Annotated in this window: 16 protein-coding genes and 1 tRNA gene; 4 read left to right on the top strand and 13 right to left on the bottom strand. The window is 72.3% G+C overall.

The features are described from left to right. Positions 1-84: 84 nt before the first annotated feature. From rho to argS, 9 genes are all read right to left on the bottom strand, one after another. The gene (gene rho, locus ACGFI9_RS23385; RefSeq protein WP_393180894.1) at positions 85-2,100 is read right to left on the bottom strand and encodes a transcription termination factor Rho; all 2,016 of its coding nucleotides are present in this window, start codon (positions 2,098-2,100) and stop codon (positions 85-87) included. A gap of 294 nt (positions 2,101-2,394) precedes the next feature. Beyond that, positions 2,395-3,333 carry a homoserine kinase gene (gene thrB, locus ACGFI9_RS23380; RefSeq protein WP_393181247.1) on the bottom strand — a complete coding sequence of 313 codons (939 nt, stop codon included), beginning with the start codon at positions 3,331-3,333 and terminating at the stop codon, positions 2,395-2,397. Between the two features lie 142 nt (positions 3,334-3,475). Beyond that, positions 3,476-4,720, bottom strand: a complete 1,245-nt coding sequence (locus ACGFI9_RS23375) for an MFS transporter (RefSeq protein WP_393180892.1) — start codon at positions 4,718-4,720, stop codon at positions 3,476-3,478. 21 nt (positions 4,721-4,741) lie between these two features. After that, complete coding sequence (locus tag ACGFI9_RS23370) at positions 4,742-5,551, bottom strand: polysaccharide deacetylase family protein (protein ID WP_393180891.1); 810 nt, start codon at positions 5,549-5,551, stop codon at positions 4,742-4,744. Positions 5,552-5,773: 222 nt separating this feature from the next. Next, the gene (locus ACGFI9_RS23365) at positions 5,774-9,037 is read right to left on the bottom strand and encodes an efflux RND transporter permease subunit (protein ID WP_393180889.1); all 3,264 of its coding nucleotides are present in this window, start codon (positions 9,035-9,037) and stop codon (positions 5,774-5,776) included. A 202-nt stretch (positions 9,038-9,239) separates the two neighbouring features. Continuing rightward, complete coding sequence (thrC, locus tag ACGFI9_RS23360) at positions 9,240-10,289, bottom strand: threonine synthase (protein WP_393181246.1); 1,050 nt, start codon at positions 10,287-10,289, stop codon at positions 9,240-9,242. Between the two features lie 115 nt (positions 10,290-10,404). Beyond that, positions 10,405-11,715: a homoserine dehydrogenase gene (locus tag ACGFI9_RS23355; protein ID WP_393180887.1), complete on the bottom strand. Its 1,311-nt coding sequence runs from the start codon at positions 11,713-11,715 to the stop codon at positions 10,405-10,407. Further along, complete coding sequence (lysA, locus tag ACGFI9_RS23350; RefSeq protein WP_393180885.1) at positions 11,712-13,097, bottom strand: diaminopimelate decarboxylase; 1,386 nt, start codon at positions 13,095-13,097, stop codon at positions 11,712-11,714. The genes ACGFI9_RS23355 and lysA overlap by 4 nt, the downstream gene beginning before the upstream one ends. Next, positions 13,097-14,761 carry an arginine--tRNA ligase gene (argS, locus tag ACGFI9_RS23345; protein ID WP_393180883.1) on the bottom strand — a complete coding sequence of 555 codons (1,665 nt, stop codon included), beginning with the start codon at positions 14,759-14,761 and terminating at the stop codon, positions 13,097-13,099. Before argS ends, lysA begins: the two co-directional genes overlap by 1 nt. Positions 14,762-14,859: 98 nt before the next feature. Between argS and ACGFI9_RS23340 the strand changes: the two genes are divergently transcribed. The 4 genes from ACGFI9_RS23340 to ACGFI9_RS23325 all read left to right on the top strand — a co-directional run bounded on the left by ACGFI9_RS23340 (position 14,860) and on the right by ACGFI9_RS23325 (position 17,506). After that, on the top strand, positions 14,860-15,681 hold the full coding sequence (locus tag ACGFI9_RS23340) for a DUF3105 domain-containing protein (protein WP_393180881.1): 822 nt from the start codon (positions 14,860-14,862) through the stop codon (positions 15,679-15,681). A 10-nt stretch (positions 15,682-15,691) separates the two neighbouring features. Further along, positions 15,692-16,363 (top strand): DUF305 domain-containing protein, encoded by a 672-nt coding sequence (locus ACGFI9_RS23335; RefSeq protein WP_393180879.1) that lies wholly within the window; start codon positions 15,692-15,694, stop codon positions 16,361-16,363. Between the two features lie 180 nt (positions 16,364-16,543). Further along, positions 16,544-17,239, top strand: a complete 696-nt coding sequence (locus ACGFI9_RS23330; protein ID WP_393181244.1) for a winged helix-turn-helix domain-containing protein — start codon at positions 16,544-16,546, stop codon at positions 17,237-17,239. Between the two features lie 192 nt (positions 17,240-17,431). Then, positions 17,432-17,506 (top strand) — tRNA-Arg (locus ACGFI9_RS23325). A 947-nt stretch (positions 17,507-18,453) separates the two neighbouring features. Here the strand turns inward: ACGFI9_RS23325 and ACGFI9_RS23320 are convergent. The 4 genes from ACGFI9_RS23320 to ACGFI9_RS23305 form a co-directional block, all read right to left on the bottom strand. Next, complete coding sequence (locus tag ACGFI9_RS23320) at positions 18,454-18,945, bottom strand: hypothetical protein (protein WP_393180877.1); 492 nt, start codon at positions 18,943-18,945, stop codon at positions 18,454-18,456. A gap of 298 nt (positions 18,946-19,243) precedes the next feature. Continuing rightward, positions 19,244-20,203, bottom strand: a complete 960-nt coding sequence (gene ligD / locus ACGFI9_RS23315; RefSeq protein WP_393180875.1) for a non-homologous end-joining DNA ligase — start codon at positions 20,201-20,203, stop codon at positions 19,244-19,246. A 79-nt stretch (positions 20,204-20,282) separates the two neighbouring features. Continuing rightward, positions 20,283-20,726, bottom strand: coding sequence for a cupin domain-containing protein (locus ACGFI9_RS23310; protein WP_393180874.1), 444 nt, complete (start codon positions 20,724-20,726; stop codon positions 20,283-20,285). A gap of 33 nt (positions 20,727-20,759) precedes the next feature. Continuing rightward, entirely contained in the window at positions 20,760-21,548 is a 789-nt protein-coding gene (locus ACGFI9_RS23305; protein ID WP_393180872.1) for an isocitrate lyase/phosphoenolpyruvate mutase family protein, read from the bottom strand. Positions 21,549-21,565 lie beyond the last annotated feature (17 nt).

The following is a 21,565-nucleotide window of genomic DNA, read 5'->3' as shown; positions in this document are numbered from 1 at the left end:
AAGAAAAACTTCATCCCCGCCCCCGGGTACGCGAGAGGGGCACGGCCGGTCGGCCGTGCCCCTCGTCGGGTCGCTCCTGTCAGGTCACTCGCCCGGGGTGGACTTCGCGATCTGCATCAGGAACTCGATGTTCGTCCGGGACTGCTTGAGCCGGTCCAGCAGGAGGTCGAGCGCCGCCTGCGAGTCCAGCGAGTGCAGCACCTTCCGGAGCTTGTGGACGATCGCCAGCTCCTCCGGCGCGAGCAGGACCTCCTCCTTGCGGGTGCCGGAGGGGTTGATGTCGATCGCCGGGAAGACCCGCTTGTCGGCGATCTTCCGGTCCAGCTTGAGCTCGGCGTTACCGGTGCCCTTGAACTCCTCGAAGATGACCGTGTCGGCCATGGAGCCGGTCTCCACCAGCGCCGTGGCGAGGATGGTCAGCGAGCCGCCGTTCTCGATGTTCCGCGCCGCGCCCAGGAACCGCTTCGGCGGGTAGAGCGCGGTGGAGTCAATACCACCCGACATGATCCGGCCGCTGGCCGGCGCCGCCAGGTTGTACGACCGACCGAGCCGGGTCACCGAGTCGAGCAGCACGACCACGTCGTGACCCAGCTCGACCAGGCGCTTCGCCCGCTCGATCGCCAGCTCCGCCACCGTGGTGTGGTCCTGCGGCGGACGGTCGAACGTGGCCGCGATGACCTCGCCCTTCACCGACCGCTGCATGTCGGTGACCTCTTCCGGCCGCTCGTCGACCAGCACCACCATCAGGTGGCACTCCGGGTTGTTGCGGGTGATCGCGTTCGCGATCGCCTGCAGCACCATGGTCTTACCGGCCTTCGGCGGCGACACGATCAGCGCGCGCTGCCCCTTGCCGATCGGCATCACCAGGTCGATGACCCGGGTGGTCAGGATGTGCGGCTCGGTCTCCAGCCGCAGCCGCTCCTGCGGGTACAGCGGGGTGAGCTTGTAGAACTCCGGCCGGCGCTTCGCCTCCTCCGGCTCCATCCCGTTGATGGTGTCGAGCCGGACCAGCGGGTTGTACTTGTCGCGCCGCTGCTCGCCGTCCCGGGCCGCGCGCACCGCACCGGTGATGGCGTCACCGCGGCGCAGGCCGTACTTCTTGATCTGGGACATCGAGACGTACACGTCGTTCGGGCCGGCCAGGTAGCCGGTGGTCCGCACGAAGGCGTAGTTGTCGAGCACGTCGATGATGCCGGCGACCGGGACGAGCACGTCGTCCTCGCCGACCTGCGGCTCGCGGCCGCCACCCTCGCCGCCCTCGGCCCGCTCGCCGCGGCCACGCCGACGGTCGCGGAACCGGCTGCGCCGGCCGCGCCGGCCGCCGCCCTCGCCGTCCTCGTCGCCGTCGTTGTCGCGCTCGGCCCGCTGGCCACGGTCGGTGCGCTCGTTGCGGTCACCCCGGTCGCCGCGCTCGGCGCGCTCGGCCCGCTCACCGCGCTCGGCCCGCTCGGGGCGCTCGCCGCGCTCGGTCCGCTCACCGCGCTCGGCCCGCTCGGTCCGCTCGCCGCGCTCGGTCCGCTCGCCGCGCTCGGCCCGGTCACCGCGCTCGGCCCGCTCACCGCCGCGCTCGGCCCGCTCACCGCCGCGCTCGGCCCGCTCGGGGCGCTCGCCGCGCTCCCGGCGGCCCTCGCCGCGCTCGGCCCGCTCGCCGGTCTCGGCGGTGGCCTCCTCGGTACGGGTCTCCGCCGGCCGCGCCTCGGCGGTGGCGGCGGCCCGGCCCCGCCGGGTCCGGGTGCGACCCTCGGTCGGCTCGGCGGCCGGCGCCTGCTCGGCGGGGCGGCGCTCGGTCTCGGCCCGCTCCTCGCGTACCTCGGCGTGCACCTCTTCCCGGGCGGGCGCGGCCGCGGCCGCGACCTCGGCCCGCGGTCGAGGGGTCCCGGCGGCGGCGCCGCCCTGCCGCTCGGTGATCGCGCTGATCAGCTCGCCCTTACGCATGCGAGCCGTACCGGAGATACCGAGCGACGCGGCCAGGCTCTGGAGCTCTGGCAGCAGCATCGCCGACAGGCCGGTACCGCTGCGCCGGCGGCGCGTGGGAGCGGCAGTGGTGGCATCGCCAGCGACGTTGGAAACATCCGACGTCACGTCGGTGGTGTCGCTCAATGGATTCCTTCCCTCGATAGGCCGGGACTGCCCGGAGTCGTGGAACAGGTGGCCGGGCGGCCTCGGTGCACCCGCCTCGCATGGACGCGTCGCGGGAGTCTTTACACAGCAGCCGGTCGGTTTCCCGACTCACCGGCGTCGGTGAGCAGGTCTCGCCGTCTGCGGCGACCTGTGGAAACTGCGGTGCGGCGTGGGCCTTTGGCAGGGGTGACGGGCTGACCGCCGAGAGCTTCGGGGGTGCGCCGACCCGCAGGAGATCGCATGCTTCGCGGCTGTGCTAAGTCTAGAGCGTAGTCAACTCTTCCGACCTGCGGCAACAGGGTCCCGCTCGGCGTGTCCAAGTCTACCCCGGGCGACCCGGGCACCGCTGACGTCTATCGGCAACTCCCAGCGGCGCCAATCTGTTCCCGCCTCGAAACCCGCCGGGACCTCGGTCAACGCCAGCACGGTCGGCCCCGCCCCACTGACCACAGCCGCCACACCCGCCTCACGGAGCGCGGCGACCAGGGCCGCCGTCGCCGGCATCCCCTCGGCCCGGTAGTCCTGGTGCAGCCGGTCGACGGTGGCCGGCAGCAGCAGCGCCGGGTCGACGGTCAGCGCGTGCACCAGCAGCGCCGCCCGGCCGGCGGTCAGCGCGGCGTCGGCGTGCGGCACGGTGGCCGGCAGCGCGGCCCGGGCGACCGAGGTCAGGCCACGCTCGCGGGGCACGAAGACGGTGGGCCGGACGGCGTCGGCGACGGCCAGCGAGACCGCCCGGGCACCGGCCGGCTCGGTCCAGGCGACCGTGAAGCCCCCGAGCAGGCAGGGCGCGACATTGTCCGGGTGCCCCTCGATCTCGGCGGCCAGCCGCAGCGCCCCGGCGTCGTCCAGCCGCGCCGCGCCGTCGGAGACCAGCGCCCGGGCCAGCAGCACCCCGGCCACGATGGCCGCCGACGAGGAGCCCAGCCCCCGGGCCTGCGGGATTCGGTTGACGCACTCCAGGGCCAGCCCCGGCGGCTGCGCGCCGAGCACGTCGAAGGTGGCCCGCATCGAGGTCACCACCAGGTGCGTGTCGCCGCCCGGCAGCTCCCCGGCGCCCTCCCCGGACACCAGCACCCGGACGCCGCCGGAGGTCACCTCGGCGGCCACGTCGTCGTGGAGCCCGAGCGCCAGCCCGAGCGCGTCGAAGCCCGGGCCCAGGTTCGCGCTGGTCGCGGGCACCCGGACCCGTACGGGACCGGAGGCGAAAGTCATCGGCACCGGCTCATGCTAGGGCCCCGGACCGACAACCGGCCGGTTCGCCCGGCCCGTGGGAACGGCGCGCCCGCACCGGCGATCGCGCGGCCGTCGGGAGTGGCACCCGGGGGCCCGAGGGGCACAGGGCGGCGCCGCGCCGTCAGGGGGTGCGGGAGGGCTCCTGCTCCTCGGCCGGCTCGGTGAGCGAGAGCCGCCGGGTGGCGAACCGCCAACCCACCGCGTAGACCACGGTGACCAGGCCGCAACCGGCCAGCACGGTCCGCTCGTCGACCGCGTCCACCACCAGCGCCACCACCAGCTGGCTGACCGAGATGGCCAGCGTCGCCAGCATCATGTCGGTGGCGAAGACGCGGCCGCGCAACCGGTCCGGCACCTCCCCTTGGAGGGCGTAGTTGGACATCACCCAGTTGCTGCCGCCGCCGAGGTGGGCCAGGAAGACCAGCACCAGCACCAGCGGGAACCAGTCCACCACCGAGGTGCCGACGTACGCCAGGCCGTAGAGGGACATGGAGAGCGCCAGGCCGGTCAGCAGCCAGGCCCGGTTGCTCAGCACCCGGCGCATCAGGATCGGGCCGACCAGGGCACCCGCGCCCCGGCTGGCGAAGAGCAGGCCGGTGCCGATCGCCCCGGCCCCGTAGACCCCGGCGAGCAGCGGGAAGACGGTCAGCACGCCGTTGCCCAGGCCCACCGCCGACTTCACGGTGACCAGGGCGAGCACCCGCGGCCGGTGCGCGATGTAGCCGAGCGCCTCGCGGATCGCCGCCCAGGTGCGGGGGCTCGTCGCCGCCGGGTCGCGCGGCGCCTGCAAGGGCCGGCGGATCAGCGCGGCCAGCCCGGCGGCGATGGCGAGGCCGCCCGCGGCCACCCAGAAGCTGGCGTACGGGCCGGTGGCGGCGCTGAGCATGCCGCCGAGCGAGGCGCCGACGACCGTCATGGTGCCCCAGGCCGAGCCGGCCACCGCGTTGCCCGCGGCGAGGTCCTCCGGGTCGAGCACGTTGGGCAGGGCGGCCTGGGCGGCCGGCGAGTAGAACGCCTTGGCCACCGCCACCGCCGCGATCGACACCAGGGCCAGCCACGCGGTCCCGGCGCTGCGGACGCCGAGCAGCAGCAGGATGCCGGCCAGCGCGCCGAGGTTCGCGATCATCATGATCTTCCGCCGGTCGAACCGGTCGGCGATGGTGCCGGTGTACGGCAGCAGCAGCGCCGTCATGCCGGTGTCCATGGCGAGCACCAGCGCACCCCACACCCCGCTGCCGGTCAGCGCGGGCAGGAGCACCAGCAGCGGCACCATGACGAACCAGTCGGCGCCGAACACCACCAGCTCGGCGAGGAACAGGTTGCGGAAGTCGCGATTGCGGACGAGGACCGAGAGGGTGGGTGACACGCGGGAACCCTACCGGGCCGGTCAGACCACGGCGGCACGGCGCAGCAGTTGGGAGACGGTGACGAAGGTGTAGCCGCGCGCCCGCAGCCCGGTGATCATGTCGGGCAGGCCGCGGAGCGCGACCAGGCGCTGCTCGGTGCCGACGTCGTGGCCGAGCAGGATCGTGCCGGGCTGGACGTCGGCGACGATCCGTCGGGCGTGGCCGCCCGGGTCGTGCGGGAACTCCCGCTCGACCATCTGCAGCGTCCAGAGCACCAGCCGGTAGTCCAGCCGGGCGGCGGCGTGCAGCACCGCCCCGCCCAGGTGCCCCCAGGGCGGGCGGAGCAGGCGGGGCGCCACCCCGGTCGCCGCGGTGATCGCGTCGTGGCTGCGCTTCAGGTCGTCGTACGCGGCGCGGGCGTCCATCCGGGCCAGGTCGTGGTGGGCCCAGCTGTGGTTGCCGACCTCGTGCCCGGCCAGCCGGCCGCGCACCAGGGCGGCGTGCTGCCGGGCCCGCTCGCCGACCAGGAAGAAGGTGGCCGGGACGGCGTACCTGGCCAGGGTGTCCAGCACCATGGGCGTCCACTGTGGCCGGGGTCCGTCGTCGAAGGTGAGGGCGACGAGGCGCTCGCTGGTGCGTACCCCCCAGGTGACCTCGACCGTGCCGGTGCCGACCTGCTGATGGCGGTTGCCGACGGTGGCGCCGGCCGGGCCGCCGGCCAGCGGGAGCCGGCGGTCGGCGATCCACGCCGTCTCGGCGGTGGCCGCCGCGCCGAGCGCGGCGCCGCCGGCCAGCAGGACGGTACGGCGCAGCAGGGCACGCCGCCCCCACCGACCCGCGCCGTCCGCCATGGCCCCGCTCCCACGCCGCCGGCCGCCCCACGAGCGGAACGCCCGAAACTCTACGTAGCTGCCATCTCACTCACAGTACCGCCTCCGTCGTGCCCGGGACGTAGCGCCCTCAATCATGGAAATAGTGGCCATCCGAAGCGGGATGGCCACTGTTTCCAGGAAACTGCGCCCGAGGCCGAGCGCGCGCCCGGGGCGCGGCGTGCGGGCCCCGGGGCGCGTGGATCACTCGGTGGGTGGGAGCGGGCTGCGGCGGCTCTTCGGCAGGCGGAGGACCTCGAACTGGTCCGTGCCGTCGAGCAGCGCGGCCGACGGTGCTGGGCGGGCCGGCGGCTCGGTGGCCTCGACCGGTGCCCCGCCGCCGACGGTCACCGGGACCGGCTGCGGGGCCGGATCCGGGGCCGGCACGGGGGTCACCGGCTCCGGAGTGCCCCGGCGGCGGGCCCGCCGCTCGCGCAGCGACTCCTTGGTCCGCTCCACCATGGTGTAAAGGGTCGGCACCAGGATCAGCGTGAGCAGCGTCGAGCTGATCAGGCCACCGATCACCACGACCGCCAGCGGCCGGGAGATGAAGCCGCCCTCACCGGTGAGCCCGAAGGCCATCGGCAGCAGCGCGAACACGGTGGCGACCGCGGTCATCAGGATCGGCCGCAGCCGCCGCCGGCCGCCCTCCACCACCGCCTCGGTGACGCCCATGCCCTGCGCCCGGTACTGGTTGATCAGGTCGAGCAGCACGATCGCGTTGGTCACCACGATGCCGACCAGCATGAGCACGCCGATCAGCGCCGGTACGCCCAGCGGCGTGCCGGTGACCAGCAGCAGCGCGATCGCGCCGGTGGCCGCGAACGGCACCGAGATCAGCAGGATCAGCGCCTGGGTCAGGCTGCGGAACGTACCGACCATGATCAGGAAGACGATCGCGATCGCGGCCAGCACGGCCAGGAACAGGTCGCCGAAGGCCTCCTTCTGGTCGGCGCTGACCCCGCCGACGGTGAAGGTCGCTCCCGGCACGTCCAGCGCGTCCAGCCGCTTCTGCAGCTCCTGGGTGGTGGCGCCGAGGTTGGAGCCGGTGGCCGTACCGGTCACCGAGACGCTGCGCTCGCCGTCGATCCGGGTCACCTGCTGCGGGCCGTCGACCTGGTTGACGTCGGCGATGTCGTCCAGCTTGACCCGGCCCACCGGCAGTGCCCGCAGCTCGGCCACCGTCAGCGGCGGCCGGGCCCCGCTGTGGAGCACCACGTCCCGCGGCGCGCCGCCGAGGTTGACCTGCCCGAGCGGCGCACCCCGGTACGCCTGCGCCACGAGCTGCCCGACGGCCGCCTCGGTGAGCCCGGCCCGGGCCGCGGCGACCCGGTCCACGGTCACCTCGACCCGAGGCACCTGGGTGGCGAGGCTGGTGGCGACGTCCTCCACGCCCGGCGTACCGGCCATCGCGTCGCGGACGGCCTCGGCGGCCCGGGTCAGCGTCTCCTGGTCGGCGGCCTGGACGACCACCTCGATCTGGTTGGCGGAGGCCCCGCCCTGCCCGGCGCCGAAGCTCAGCTCGCCGGCCTCCGGGCCGAGCGCGTCGAACTCCCGACGCAGCGTCCGCTTGACCGCTGCCGCGTCGGTGTCCCCGTCCAGCGCCACCGAGTACGCGGCGGTGTTGTTGCCGCCCCCGCCCGCCCAGGGCTGGTCGCTGCCGCCCGCGCTGACCTGGTACGTCCGCACGCCCTTCGTCCGGCCCAGCACCTGCTCGACCTTCGCGGCGGCCTGGTCGGTGCCGGCCAGGCCGGTGCCCGCCGGCAGCTCCTGCCGGATGCTCAGGGTGTCCTGGCCGGAGTCGTCCAGGAAGTTGGTCTCCAGCGCCTGGGCAAGGCCGAAGGTGCCGAGCAGCACCAGCAGGCCCAGTCCCACGGTGGCCCACCGGGTGCCCCGGGACCGGGTGGCGAAGCCGATGGCCGGCAGGTACCCCCGCTGCAGCGGGCTGCGCAGCTCCTTCTCCTCGGCGGCGCGCCGGGCCGCCGCGTCGTCGGCCCCGGCGCGCGGCTTCAGGAACCAGTACGCGAGCACCGGGATCACGGTCAGCGACACCAGCAGCGAGGCGAGCAGGGCCACCGTCACGGTGATCGCGAACGGCGCGAAGAGCTGCCCGACGAACCCGCCCACCAGCGCGATCGGCGCGAAGACGGCGACCGTGGTCAACGTGGAGGCCGTCACCGCCCCGGCCACCTCGCGGACGGCCCCCAGGATGGCGTCCCGCTTCGGCTCGCCGTACTCCAGGTGCCGTTTGATGTTCTCCAACACCACGATCGAGTCGTCCACGACCCGGCCGACGGCGATGGTCAACGCGCCGAGGGTGAGCAGGTTGAGCGAGTAGTCACCGGCCCAGAGCACGATCAGCGCGACCAGCACCGACAGCGGGATGGAGACCGCGGTGACCACGGTGGAGCGGATCGAGAGCAGGAAGACCAGGATCACCACGACCGCCATCAGCAGGCCGAGCAGGCCCTCGGTGGTGAGGCTCTCGATGGACCGCTCGACGAACGGGGCCTGGTCGAAGACCACGGTCAGCTCGGCGCCGGAGGCGGCGGTCAGGTCGTCCAGCCGGTCCCGGATGTCGTGCGAGATGCGCACCGCGTTGCCGTCCGGGGTGGCGGTGACGGCGATGCCCAGGCTCGGCTTGCCGTTGGTGCGGGTGAAGCCGGTGGCCGGGGCGAGCTGCTCCTGCACCATGGCCACGTCACCGAGACGGACCGGGGCGGCCGGGGCGGTGGCGAGCACGATGCCGCGCAGGTCGTCCACCGTACGGATCGGGGTACCGACCTGCACCGGCAGCGAGCGGCTGCCGTCGGCCACCGCGCCGGCCGGCAGCGCCACCCCGTTGGTCTTGAGCGCCTGGGCGATCGCGGTGGGGGCCAGCCGGGCCGCGGCCAGCTTCGCCGGGTCGGGGGTGACCAGCACGACCTGGTCGCGGGTGCCGGTCATGGTGACGGTGCGGACCCCGTCCAGCCCCTCCAGTTCGGGTACGACGGTGGTGCGCAGCTTCTCGGCGAGGGCCTGCTCGTCGCCGTCGCCGCTGGCGGCGACCACCACCGCCGGGAGGTCGTCGGTGCTGCCGGCGATGACCTGCGGGTCCACCCCCTCCGGCAGCTGCGCGTCGATCCGGTTCAACGCGGTCTGCATCTTGTTGACCACGTCGTCCAGGTCGGTGCCGAACGCGTACTGCACCTGGACGGTGGTGGAGCCCTCCCGGGAGGTGGAGGTGACCTTCTCCAACCCCGGGATGCCCTGGAGGCTGTTCTCGATCGGCTCGGTGACCTGGGACTCGACGATCTCCGGCGCGGCGCCCGGGTACGCGGCCACGATGAACGCGGCGGGGAACTCGAGGGAGGGCAGCAGCTGCTGCTTCAACGACGGCACGGCGAACGCCCCGAACGCCGCGGTCACCAGCGCGATGAGGGCGACCAGTCCGCGGTTGGCAAGGCTGAATCTGGCGAGCAGCGACATCTGCGTTACTCACTCCTGGAAGGCGGGGTCGACGGGTGCCCAAGTGTCCCCCACCCGATCACGCTCCCACGCACCCACCCCGTCCTCACTCGACGACCGTATTGATCAAGGAGTCTGCGTCAGAATTCCGCGTCCCCCGACGCAAACCCCTTGAACAACTCAGCCCAGCCCAGCCGGGCCCGGGCCGGACCGGGGTGGAGGCTCAGGCGAGGTCTAGGGAGCGGGCGGCGGCCAGGGGGTCGTTGGCGATGGTGACCGGGGCGGGGGCGGTGCTGATGGCCCACTCGGGGTCCTTGAGGCCGTGGCCGGTGACGGTGCAGACCACGGTGGCGCCGGCCGGCACCATGCCGGCGGCGGCCTGCTGGAGCAGGCCGGCCACGCTGGCCGCGCTGCCCAGCTCGACGAAGACGCCCACCTCGCGGGCCAGCAGCCGGTACGCGGCCAGGATCTCCCGGTCGGTGACCGCGGCGATCAGGCCACCCGAGGCGTCCCGGGCGTCGATCGCCTTGGTCCAGCTCGCCGGGTTGCCGATCCGGATGGCGGTGGCGATGGTGGACGGCTCCGGCACCACCCGCCCGGTGACGATCGGGGCCGCGCCGGCCGCCTGGAAGCCGTACATCTTCGGGGTCTTCGTGGCGTTCCCGTCGCGCTGGTCCTCCGAGTAGCCCATCCAGTAGGCCGAGATGTTGCCGGCGTTGCCGACCGGCAGGCAGTGGATGTCCGGCGCGTCGCCGAGCGCCTCGACGATCTCGAAGGCGGCCGTCTTCTGCCCGTGCAGCCGGTCGATGTTCACCGAGTTGACCAGGGCGACGGGGTAGTCCTGGGCGAGCTTGCCGGCGAGCGCCAGGCAGTCGTCGAAGTTGCCCTGCACCTGGAGCAGCTTGGCGCCGTGCACCAGCGCCTGGGCCAGCTTGCCCAGCGCGATCTTGCCCTGCGGCACCAGCACCGCGCAGGTGATCCCGGCGCGGGCCGCGTACGCCGCGGCGGAGGCGCTGGTGTTGCCGGTGGAGGCGCAGATGATCGCCTTGTCACCGGCCTCGACGGCCTTGGAGACGGCGACCGTCATGCCCCGGTCCTTGAACGAGCCGGTCGGGTTGGCCCCCTCGACCTTCAGCCAGACGTCGGCCCCGACCCGGGCGGAGAGCACCGGCGCCGGCAGCAGCGGGGTGTTCCCCTCGTGCAGGGTGACGACTGGGGTGGCGTCGGTGACCGGCAGCCGGTCCCGGTACGTCTCGATCAGACCCCGCCACATCTCGCTCACCTCGTCTCTCCCGCCCCGGCCACGTCGGGGCCCACACCAGCGTGGACCAGCCTCCCCGACCGGTCCCCGGCACACCTCCCCTTAACCATCAGGCGGGACGCCGGCGTTACGCGCCACCCTCCACCCGGAGCACGCTGGTGACCGACCGGACGATGTCCAGCCCGCGCAGGGCCCGCACGGTGGCGGCGAGCGCGGCGTCCGGCGCGACGTGGGTCACGATGACGAGTTCGGCGTCGGAGCCCTCGCCCGCCGGGGCCTGCCGCACGGTGGCGATGGAGACCTCGTGCCGGGCGAAGACCCCGGCGACCGCCTCCAGCACACCCGGCCGGTCGGCCACGTCAAGGCTGATGTGGTAGCGGGTGAGCGCCTCCCCCATCGGCCGCACCGACAGGTCGGCGTACGCCGACTCGCTGGCCGCGCGCACCCCGGCGAGCCGGTTGCGGGCCACCGCCACCACGTCGCCGAGGACCGCGCTGGCGGTCGGCGCGCCGCCCGCGCCCCGGCCGTAGAACATCAGCTGCCCGGCCGCCTCGGCCTCGACGAAGACCGCGTTGAACGCGTCGCCGACGCTGGCCAGCGGGTGGGTCAACGGGATCATCGCCGGGTGCACCCGGACGCTGACCGTCTCCCGGCCCGCCGGGTCGGTGCCCCGGGCGGCGATGCAGAGCAGTTTGATCGTGCAGCCCATCGCCTTGGCGCTCGCCACGTCGGCCGCGGTCACCTCGGTGATGCCCTCGCGGTAGACGTCGGCCGCGGTGACCCGGGTGTGGAACGCCAGCGAGGCCAGGATGGCCGCCTTCGCGGCCGCGTCGAAGCCCTCCACGTCGGCGGTCGGGTCCGCCTCGGCGTACCCCAGCTCGGTGGCCTCCTCCAGGGCCTCGGCGAAGCCGGCCCCGGTGGCGTCCATGGCGGAGAGGATGAAGTTGGTGGTGCCGTTGACGATGCCGGTGACCCGGTTGATCCGGTCGCCGTGCAGCGATTCGCGCAGCGGGCGCAGCAGCGGGATGGCGCCGGCGACGCTGGCCTCGTAGTAGAGGTCGGCGCCGCCCTCGGCGGCCGCGTCGTGCAGCGTCGCGCCGTCCTCGGCGAGCAACGCCTTGTTCGCGGTGACCACGCTCTTGCCGGCACGCAGCGCCTCGACCAGCCAGCCGCGGGCCGGCTCGATGCCCCCGACCACCTCGACCACGATGTCCACGTCGTCCCGCTTGATCAGCCCGAGCGGATCGGTGGTGAACAGGGCGGGGTCGACGGGCAGGTCGCCGCGGTCCCGGCCGAGCCGGCGTACGGCGATGCCGGCGATCTCCAGCGGGGCGCCGATCCGGGCGGCGAGGTCGGCCGACTGCTCGTGCAGCAGGCGGACCACGTCGCTGCCGACCGTGCCGCAGCCGAGCAGCGCCAAGCGAACGGGTGAGGTCATCCGACATCCAATGCGAGCAGGTCCTCTTCGGTCTCCCGGCGGACGATCAGCCGGGCCCGACCGTCGCGGACGGCGACGACGGGCGGCCGCGGGACATGGTTGTAGTTGCTGGCCATGCTCCGGCAGTACGCCCCGGTGCCGGGCACCGCGACAAGATCTCCGGGCTGCACGTCGGCGGGCAGGAATTCATCCTTCACCACGATGTCCCCGGACTCACAATGCTTTCCCACCACGCGGGCGAGCAGCGGCTCCGCCGTCGACGTGCGATTGGCCACGGTCGCCGAGTAGGACGCGTCGTAGAGCGCGGTGCGGATGTTGTCGCTCATCCCGCCGTCGACGCTCACGTACGTCCGCAGGCCGTCGACGTCCTTGACCGTGCCGACCTCGTACAGCGTGAAGACGGCCGGCCCGACGATGGCCCGGCCCGGCTCGATGGACAGGTGCGGCACGGCCAGCTTCTCGGCCGCGCACTCCCCGTCGACGATCTTGCGCAGCCGCTTGGCCAGGTCGCTCGGCGCGGCCGGGTCGTCCTGGGTGGTGTACGCGATGCCGAAGCCGCCGCCCAGGTCCAGCTCGGGCAGCTCCACCCCCCGGGCGTCGCGGATCTGCGCCTGGAGCCCGAGCACCCGGCGGGCGGAGACCTCGAAGCCGCTGGCGTCGAAGATCTGCGAGCCGATGTGCGAGTGCAGCCCGCGCAGCTCCAGCACGTCCTCGTCGAGGATCTTGAAGGCGGCCGCCGCGGCGGCACCGCCGGCCAGCGAGAAGCCGAACTTCTGGTCCTCGTGCGCGGTGGCGATGAACTCGTGGGTGTGCGCCTCCACGCCGACGGTGACCCGGACCAGCACCCTGGGGCGCACCCCGCGTTCGCGGGCGATCGCGGTCAGCCGGTCGATCTCGGCGAACGAGTCGACGATGATCCGGCCCACCCCGGCGTCCACCGCCCGGGTCAGCTCGGCCACCGACTTGTTGTTGCCGTGGAAGCCGATCCGCTCCGCCGGCATCCCCGCCGACAGCGCGGTGGCCAGCTCGCCGCCGGTGCAGACGTCGAGGAACATGCCCTCCTCGGCGATCATCCGGACCACGGCCCGGCAGAGGAACGCCTTGCCGGCGTAGTAGACGTCGGCGTCGGGGAAGGCGGCCCGGAACTCGCGGCAGCGCGTCCGCAGGTCGTCCTCGTCCAGCACGTACACCGGGGTGCCGAACTCGGCGGCCAGGTCGCGGACGTCCAGGCCCGCGACCGCCAGCGCGCCGCTCTCGGCGCGCACGACGTTGCGCGGCCAGAGCTGCGGGACCAGGGCGTTGACGTCGACCGGGGTACGCAGCCAGGAGGGCCCCCGGGTGCCGATCTCGCCGTGCAGGGCACCGGCCTCGTGCGCGCGCATTACATCCGCTCCGGAGCCGAGACGCCGAGCAGGTGCAGGCCGTTGGCGATGACCACCCGGGTGGCGTCGTTGAGCCAGAGCCGGGCGCGGTGCAGGTCGGTGACCTCCTCGTCGCCGCGCGGCAGGATCCGGCAGTTGTCGTAGAACCGGTGGTACGCCCCGGCCAGCCGCTCCAGGTAGCGGGCGACCAGGTGCGGCCCGCGCAGCTCGGCCGCCGAGGAGACCACGGCGGGGAACTCGGCCAGCGCCTTGAGCAGCTCGTTCTCCTTCTCGTGGGAGAGCAGCTCGGCGTGGAAGCCGGCGGCGTCGCCCCGGGTCAGCCCCACCTCGGCGGCGTTGCGCCCGACGCTGGCCGTCCGGGCGGCGACGTACTGCACGTAGTAGACCGGGTTGTCGCGGGTGGCCCGGGTCCACAGCTCCACGTCGATGTCGATCGGCGAGTCGCTGGAGTAGCGGGCCAGCGCGTAGCGGGAGGCGTCCACGCCGATCGCGTCGACCAGGTCCTCCAGGGTGACCACCGTGCCGGCCCGCTTGCTCATCCGCACCGGCGCGCCGTCGCGGACCAGGTTGACCAGCTGGCCGATGAGGATCTCCAGGTTGCGGTCCGGGTCGTCGCCGAAGCAGGCGGCCATGGCCTTCATCCGGCCGATGTAGCCGTGGTGGTCGGCGCCCAGCATGATCACCACGCGCTCGAAGCCGCGCTCCCGCTTGTCCAGGTAGTAGGCGCAGTCGGCGGCGAAGTAGGTCCACTCGCCGTTGGACTTGCGCAGCACCCGGTCCTTGTCGTCACCGAAGTCGGTGGTGCGCAGCCAGGTGGCGCCCTCGGACTCGTAGAGGTGCCCCTGCTCACGCAGCCGGGCGAGAGCCTGGTCCAGCTCGCCCCGGTCGTGCAGGTCCTTCTCGTTGAAGTAGGTGTCGAACTCGACGCCGAAGTCGCGCAGCGACGACCTGATCTCGGCGAACATCAGCTCGACGCCCTCGACCCGGAACACCTCCTGGGCGGCGGCGTCGTCCAGCGCCAGCACGTCCGGCCGGCGCTCGACCACCTCGGCCGCGATCTCCGCGATGTACGCGCCGCCGTAGCCGTCCTCCGGGGCCGGCTCGCCCCTCGCGGCGGCCAGCAGGGACCGGGCGAACCGGTCGATCTGGGAGCCGGCGTCGTTGAAGTAGTACTCGGTGCCGACGTCGGCGCCAGTGGCGCGGAGCAGCCGGCTGAGCGCGTCACCGACGGCCGCCCAGCGGACGCCGCCGATGTGCACCGGGCCGGTCGGGTTCGCCGAGACGAACTCCAGGTTGATCTTCTGGCCGGCCAGGGCGTCGCTGCGGCCGTACGCCGGGCCGGCCTCGACGATCACCTTGGCGAGCTGGCCGGCGGCGGCCGCGTCGAGCCGGATGTTGAGGAAGCCCGGCCCGGCGATCTCCACCGACTTGATCCCGGGCGCCTTGTCGAGCTGCTCGGCCAGGGCGGTGGCCAGCTCCCGCGGGGGTACGCCCACCTTCTTGCTCAGCTGCAGCGCCAGCGTCGAGGCGTAGTCGCCGTGATCGGGGTTACGGGGTCGCTCCACGGCGGTCTGCGCGGGCAGCGCGGAGCGATCCAGGCCCCGGTCTTCGAAGACGGCATGGGCTGCGGAGAGGACGACCTCGGCCAGTTCTGCGGGAGTCACCGAACCATGTTATCGGGGGTAGACTCGGTCCCCGCGGCGGCAGACCAGCATGTGAACCGGCCCCGCGGCTCCCTGACCGACCGACCTGACGAGGCACGATGAGCATCAGCACCCCGGGCGGCCCGGAGCGCCGTCCGACCGTGGTCAGCACCGGCAAGAAGCCGGCCGCCGGCCGGCCGGCGGCTGCCGACAGGCCCGCCGGCGGCAAGGCCGGGTCCGGCAAGGGCAACCCGCGGCCGACCGCCGGCGGCAAGGGCCGCAAGCCGGTCGCCCCGGTGAAGGTCAGCCAGGGTCGCTCGTGGGGTCCGATCGCGCTCTTCGTCGCGGTCGGCGTGCTCGCCGCCAGCATCATCGGGTACGGCGCCTGGGCGGCGTACAAGGGCTCCCAGCCGTGGGAGGAGCGGGCCGACGCGATCAAGGGCGTCGTCGACTACCGCAAGACCGACAAGGACATGGTCAAGGGCGGCCAGCACCAGCAGGGCGTGATCAAGTACGACGTGCTCCCGCCGGTCGGCGGCCCGCACAACCCGGCCTGGCAGAACTGCATGGGCAACGTCTACACCGCCCCGATCGCCAACGAGCACGCGGTGCACAGCCTGGAGCACGGCACGGTCTGGATCACCTACCGTCCCGACCTGCCGGCCGACCAGGTGACGAAGCTCAAGGCCAAGGTCGAGGGCAAGGAGAAGCTGATGCTCAGCCCGTACGAGGGGCTGGACAAGCCGATCTCGCTCCAGGCCTGGGGCTTCCAGCTCAAGGTCGACAACGCCGACGACAGCCGGATCGACGAGTTCATCAAGACGCTGCGGGTGAACGCCTCCATCGAGGGCCCGAACGCCAACTGCGCCCAGGGCGTCACCGCAACCGGCACCACGCCGCGGGACATGGGCAACCAGATGGACCAGCCGGTCACCCAGTGAGGACGCCCCGATGACTGCTTCCGTGACCACGGACACGGACCTCGACGAGGTCCCGGCCACCGAGGGTGGCCGGGGCCCGGCGCGACGCTACGGCCTGCTCGCCGTGACCCTCGCCATCGTGGTCGGTCTGGTCCTGGGGTACGCGGGTGGCCTGCTCACCCCGACGATCACCCGCCCCGGGGAAAACTCGCCGGAGGCGGGCTTCGCCCGGGACATGAGCACCCACCACGCTCAGGCGGTCGAAATGGGGCTGATGGCCTTCCAGCAGGGCCAGGACGCGGAGGTGCGGCAGATCGGCGGCGACATCGCCACCGGCCAGCAGGGCGAGATCGGCACCATGCAGACCTGGCTGCGCTCGTGGAAGCTGGACCCGACCGGCGACCAGCCGCCGATGGCCTGGATGCCGGACGGCGCGCAGTCGGTGAAGAACGGCCTGATGCCGGGCATGGCCAACCCCGAGGAGATGGCGAAGCTGCGGGCGGCCAAGGGCCGCGACTTCGACATCCTCTTCCTGCAGATGATGATCCGGCACCACATCGGCGGGGTGCACATGATCGACGGCGTCCTCGACCAGGGACACGACGACGACGTGCTGGCGGTCGCGCAGGTCATGAAGAACACCCAGCAGACCGACCTGACCAACCTCCAGGCGGCGCTGAAGCGCCTGGGCGGCACCCTGTAACACCTGCTCGGACTCCCGGGCCCGCGTCGGTTCGCGACGCGGGCCCTTCCGTGTCCGGCGAGGCCTATGTCCCGTTATGGACGTTTGAAGGGTTTCGAGCAGTACGACTGATTGTGTGGCTTGGAGACTTTTCTACCCACATATCGTGACCAGTTGCGATTCGGGCTCGTTGCGCAGGACGTGGGGGTTGCACTCAGAGACGCAGGGCGGTCGGTGACCAGCTGGTGCCGACGCCACACCATCGGCGGTGACGGGGCGGTGGCAGCCGTCCGTCGCGGACTGCGGCAGGGCGAGTCGGGAACGCTCAGCCGCGAACAGGAACTCGAACTGATCGACGTGCTGCGGGGCGTCCACCCCGACGAGTTCGGCCTGGACGAGGAGCTCTGGACGCGACAGAGCCTCACCACCCTCATCCAGCGCCGGTTCGACCTGACGATGGACGCCGGCACCGTCGGGGCGTACCTGCGGGCCTGGGGGTTGGGTCCGCGGGAGCCCCGGGAGCGGGCCTGCGGGCTCTGCGTGGGCGCGGTCGAGCGCTGGGTACGCAGCGAGTACCCGTCGATCACGCGGTCCGCCCAGGAGCACGCCGCGGACGTCTACTGGATCGGCCGGGTACGCCTGCGCGGCACCATGCCGGCGGCGGACGTGATCTCCGCCGTCTCGTCCCGGGGCCGGGTGCGCTTCATGATCACCACACCCTCGGTCGACCCGCCGCTCCCGCGCGACTTCGTGCTGCGGCTCAGCGGCGCCGAGGAGCGCACGGTGCACCTGATCGTCGACGGCTCCTGGCCGCGCAACGAGTGGCCCCGCCGCCTCCCGCGCCGGATCGTCCTGCACCCGCTCCCCAGCTGCGGCCGCCCCGTGGCCGCCGCCTGACCCGAACACCCCAACCGGCCCCGGCCCGGGCCCACCCGCCCGCCCGGCCCGGCGATCATGAGGTTGGCGGCGATGTGGATCTCCATCTCCGCCGCCAACCTCATGATCGATCGAAACGGGGGCGCGGAGCGGCGCGCCGGGTGCCGATTGGGTGATCCGGGAAGGCGTTTGCTACTCTTCACGGGTCACTGAGCCCCCGTAGCTCAGGGGATAGAGCACCGCCCTCCGGAGGCGGGGGCGCAGGTTCGAATCCTGCCGGGGGCACCATCGACAAGCAGCACGAAAAGGCCGCTGACCAGGGAGAACCCGGTCAGCGGCCTTAATCGTGCGTCCGGCCGTGTCCGGCCATCAGTAGCCCTTGGCGGGCGTCTGTGCCGAATACCTGCCGAAGTTTCGGCGCGGCTCAGTCGTGGCCGAGCGCTCTCGATGCGCTGCCTGAGAGCTGCGTCACCCTCTCAAGGCACTTGGCGTAGATCCTGAGCAGCACCTCTACCGACTGCCCGGCCCACTCGGCTACCTCGGTCGGTGGGATTCCTCCGTTGGGCCAGGTCGACACGGCGGCGTGCCGCAGGTCGTATGGGCCAGCGGCGAGGCTTGCACCTCGGGCGTTGCGCTCCCGCAAGAGCCGAAGGCAGCCCCATCAAGGTGCCAGATGCCGACGACCAGTTGACGGACGGCGCGTAGCGGCGGGATATCGACGTGCTCGCGCGCTGTCCCGAGGCGGGATGGACCACATCACGGGTGCCAAATCTCATGCCGGCCGGAACAACGCAGGGCCTTTCCGGGTGATCCGCCCGCCGGCCCGCTTCGACGGACGGCCGTTTTCGACTACTGGATAACTCACAACTACCGGGCGTCGATACACCGACGCTGTGCATCCGTCGCGATTTGGTTCCAGCGCTCTGCGGGTGGATGGCATTGCGGGCGTCCGAAGACACGGATCTGCTGATGGCAGCGGGACGCAGTTGGCCCACCCCGGGATATTTCGTTTCGGAGCCGGGACTGTTGTATCGGAAGTGGCAAGGCCAGGCCACGAGCCGGGCGGCGCATGTGGAGGCTGGCGAGTGGGCGGCCCCGGACGCAAATCATCGAAGCACGGGCAAGAGCTGTGCACACCTTGGCTTTTGATGGATGGGCCACCGAACAGCTGGCAACGTAGAGCGCCCGCCCCCACAGTCAACCAGTGCGCGCCCCGGCTCTGGGGGCTGGCGCACTCACTCAACAAGCCGATCCTCAATGAAACGCATCCGCTTCAGGATTTCTCCTTCCTCACTTTTATCATAAACGTCGTATTCTTTTTGAGGTTTGGTATCTGACCAGCTGATCGATGCAATGAGATCGCTTTTATGATGTTCCAGCCGATCCGTATTCATGTAGGTTTCATCAGGCTGCCAGTCCCTCGGCAAGTCGTCACTTTCCCGGTAGAAAGACAGATGAAGGAATCCATTCTCACTTTCGACTGGGTGATTCTTGACGTATCCTTCAACCAGATCCTTCAAATCCGTCAAATCTCTTGGCGGATTCAGGATCATATAATGCTTCCTGAGCGTCAGCACCTCGCCCTTCTTGCCGACAACCTCTTCGGTATTGGCAATTTCGAAAATCTTTGTTTCGCCACGTGACTCCCCACCCTCTGTACATCCAATCAAGGACAATGGAACGAGGAATGCGATAATCAGCCCCAAAGCCTTCGAACTAACTTTCATCACTCAATCCTCCTTCGAATGGAATATCCAGACTCCACCTTGATTTCGGAATCCACTGCGGCAACCCGGCTCGCCATCGGAGCCGCTGAACACCGCCAGAAGGCGCGAGAACGACGACGACAGCCGCTGCGGCGCCGAGTCGCCATGAACGCGAGGTGAGGGGGGCGCGATCATGAGCGGAGACTACCTACCGGATCATGGTCGCCACAGGAAAGCGCGCCAGGTCCGAGTCCTGTCTGGGGACAGACACGGAGAAGCCCGGGCCGATCGGTCCGGGCTTCTCCGCATGTCGGGGCGGTCAGCCGGCCTCGCGGCGGGCCTTCGCCCGGCGTTTGCCCTCGTGCATGGCCTGCACTCGGGCCACCGGGATGGTCCGTCCCTCGGCCACCAACTCCTCGGGGAGCCGCTGCGGCGCCGGCAGCGCCGCCGCCCACGGGTCCCCGTCGGCGACCAGCGCCGGCACCGTCTGCACGGTGAACTCGGCCGGGGTCACCGACTCCAGATCGTCCCAGCCCACCGGAAATGACACCGGCGTGCCGGGGCGCACCCGCGGGCTCCAGGCGGCCACCACCGTCGCCCCATACGCCCGGGTGGAGTCCACGAACACCCGGCCGCCCCGGTCCTCGACGATGAAGGCGGTGGTGGCCAGCGCCGGGTCGAGCCGTTCCGCGTGGGCGGCGAGGGCCCGGGTCGCGGCGGCCGCCTCCTCGGCGGTGGTCCCGGGCTTCACCGGCACGATCACGTGCAGTCCCTTGGCCCCGCTGGTCTTCACCGCCCCGGCCAGCCCAGCGTCGGCGAGCGCCTGGCGGACCAGCAGCGCGACCCGCACCGCCATCCCGAACGAGTCGCCCGCCGGCGGGTCCAGGTCGAGCACCAGGTGGGTGGGGTGCTCGGGGTCCCCCGCGTGGCTCAGCGTCGGGTGGTACTCCACCGCCCGCTGATTGGCGAACCAGAGCAGGGTGCGCCGGTCGTCGCAGAGGGCGTACGAGATGCGCCGGTGCGACGCCTCCGCCCAGACCGAGGTACGACGCACCCAGTCGGGGGTGTACTTCGGCAGGTTCTTCTGCATGAACGGATCCTGGCCGGGCCGCACCCGGATGACCGAGAGCGGCCGGTCGCGCAGCTCGGGCAGGATCCGCCCGTGGACGGCGTCGAGGTAGTCGACCAGGTCGCGCTTGGTCGCTCCGGCCCCGTCGAAGAGCGGCTGGTCCAGGTTGGTCAGCGACACCCCGTCCCGGGTCTCGTCAGCGGCACCCATCCGCTCACCTTCCCGGCTGCCGCGCCCGGCGGCAACCCCGACACGGCGACCACGAGGGATCGGCCGGCGGCCGCGACAGTCAGACCCAGAACGTGTCGTGTCGCAGGAAGAACTCGGTCCGCTCCTCCTCGCTCTTCCCGGCCAGGTCCAGCAGACCCTCGAAGTAACCCTCCCGGGGCGCGCCGGGGGCGAAGTGCAACAGCATCGAGGCCGATTCGCCGGACTCGTTGCGAAACGCGTGGACGCCACCCTCCGGGACGTGCACGAAGTCGCCGGGCACCGTGTCGATCCACTGCCGGCCGTCATAGATGCGCACCGTCCCGGCAAGGATGAAGAAGGACTCCGAGATGGACCGGTGGAAGTGCGGCTCCGGGCCGCTCGGCTGCGGTCCCATCTCCCAGCGGTAGAGCCCGAACTGCCCGCTGGTCGACGCACCGGTGGCCAGGTAGTGCGCCGTACCGCCGGTGGGATAGACCAGCTCCGGGGGGGTGGTTGGCCGGCCGGTAGGTGGCCGTGGCCGCACCCCGGTCCCCCGAGTAGCGCGGCGGTGGGTAGGTCACCGTGCCTCCTCTCCGGTCGGGAACACCTCGTCGCCCGCCCGGATCCCGGCGAGCATCTCGACAGTACGGGCGCGGGCGGCCGCGTACACGCCGGAGCCGTAGCTGATCCGGGCCACGCCGAGGGCGGCCAGCTCGGCCGGGGTGGGCGTACCGGGCCGGGCCAGCACGTTCACCGGCGCGTCCAGCTCGGCGACGAAGCCGCGGATCTGCGCCGGGTCGGCCAGCACGATCGGGTAGACGCAGTCCGCCCCGGCCGCCCGGTAGCGGCGGGCCCGCCGGACCGCTTCGGCGAGCCGCCCCTCCGCCGGGCCGTACGCCCGCAGGTGCACGTCGACCCGGGCGTTGAGCACCAGGTCCACGCCGGCCGCGCGGGCCGCCGCCCGGATCCCGGCGAGCAGGTCGGCCTGCTCCTCGGCGTCGTACAGCTCGCCGGTACGCGGGTCGGAGTCCTCGATGTTGCAGCCCACCGCGCCGGCCGCGAGCAGCCGCTCGACCAGCTCGGCGGGGCGCAGCCCGTACCCCCGCTCCAGGTCGGCGGTGACCGGGACGGTGACGGCGGCGGCGATCCGGGCGACCGCCCCGAACATCTCGTCCACCGGGGTGGCCTCGCCGTCGGCGTGGCCGAGCGCCTCGGCGACCGCCCCGCTGCTGGTGGCGACGGCCGGGAAGCCCGCCGCGACGACGGCCCGCGCCGACCCGGGGTCCCAGGCGTTGGGCAGGATCAGCGGATCTCCGGGGCGGTGCAGCGCGCGCAGCGCGTCGGCCCGCCGGCTCAGCTCGGTCATGCGGCGATTGTCGCCGG

The organism is Micromonospora sp. NPDC048930 (genome assembly GCF_043197935.1).
GTDB lineage: Bacteria > Actinomycetota > Actinomycetes > Mycobacteriales > Micromonosporaceae > Micromonospora.
This window is presented reverse-complemented; position numbering and strand designations above follow the sequence as displayed.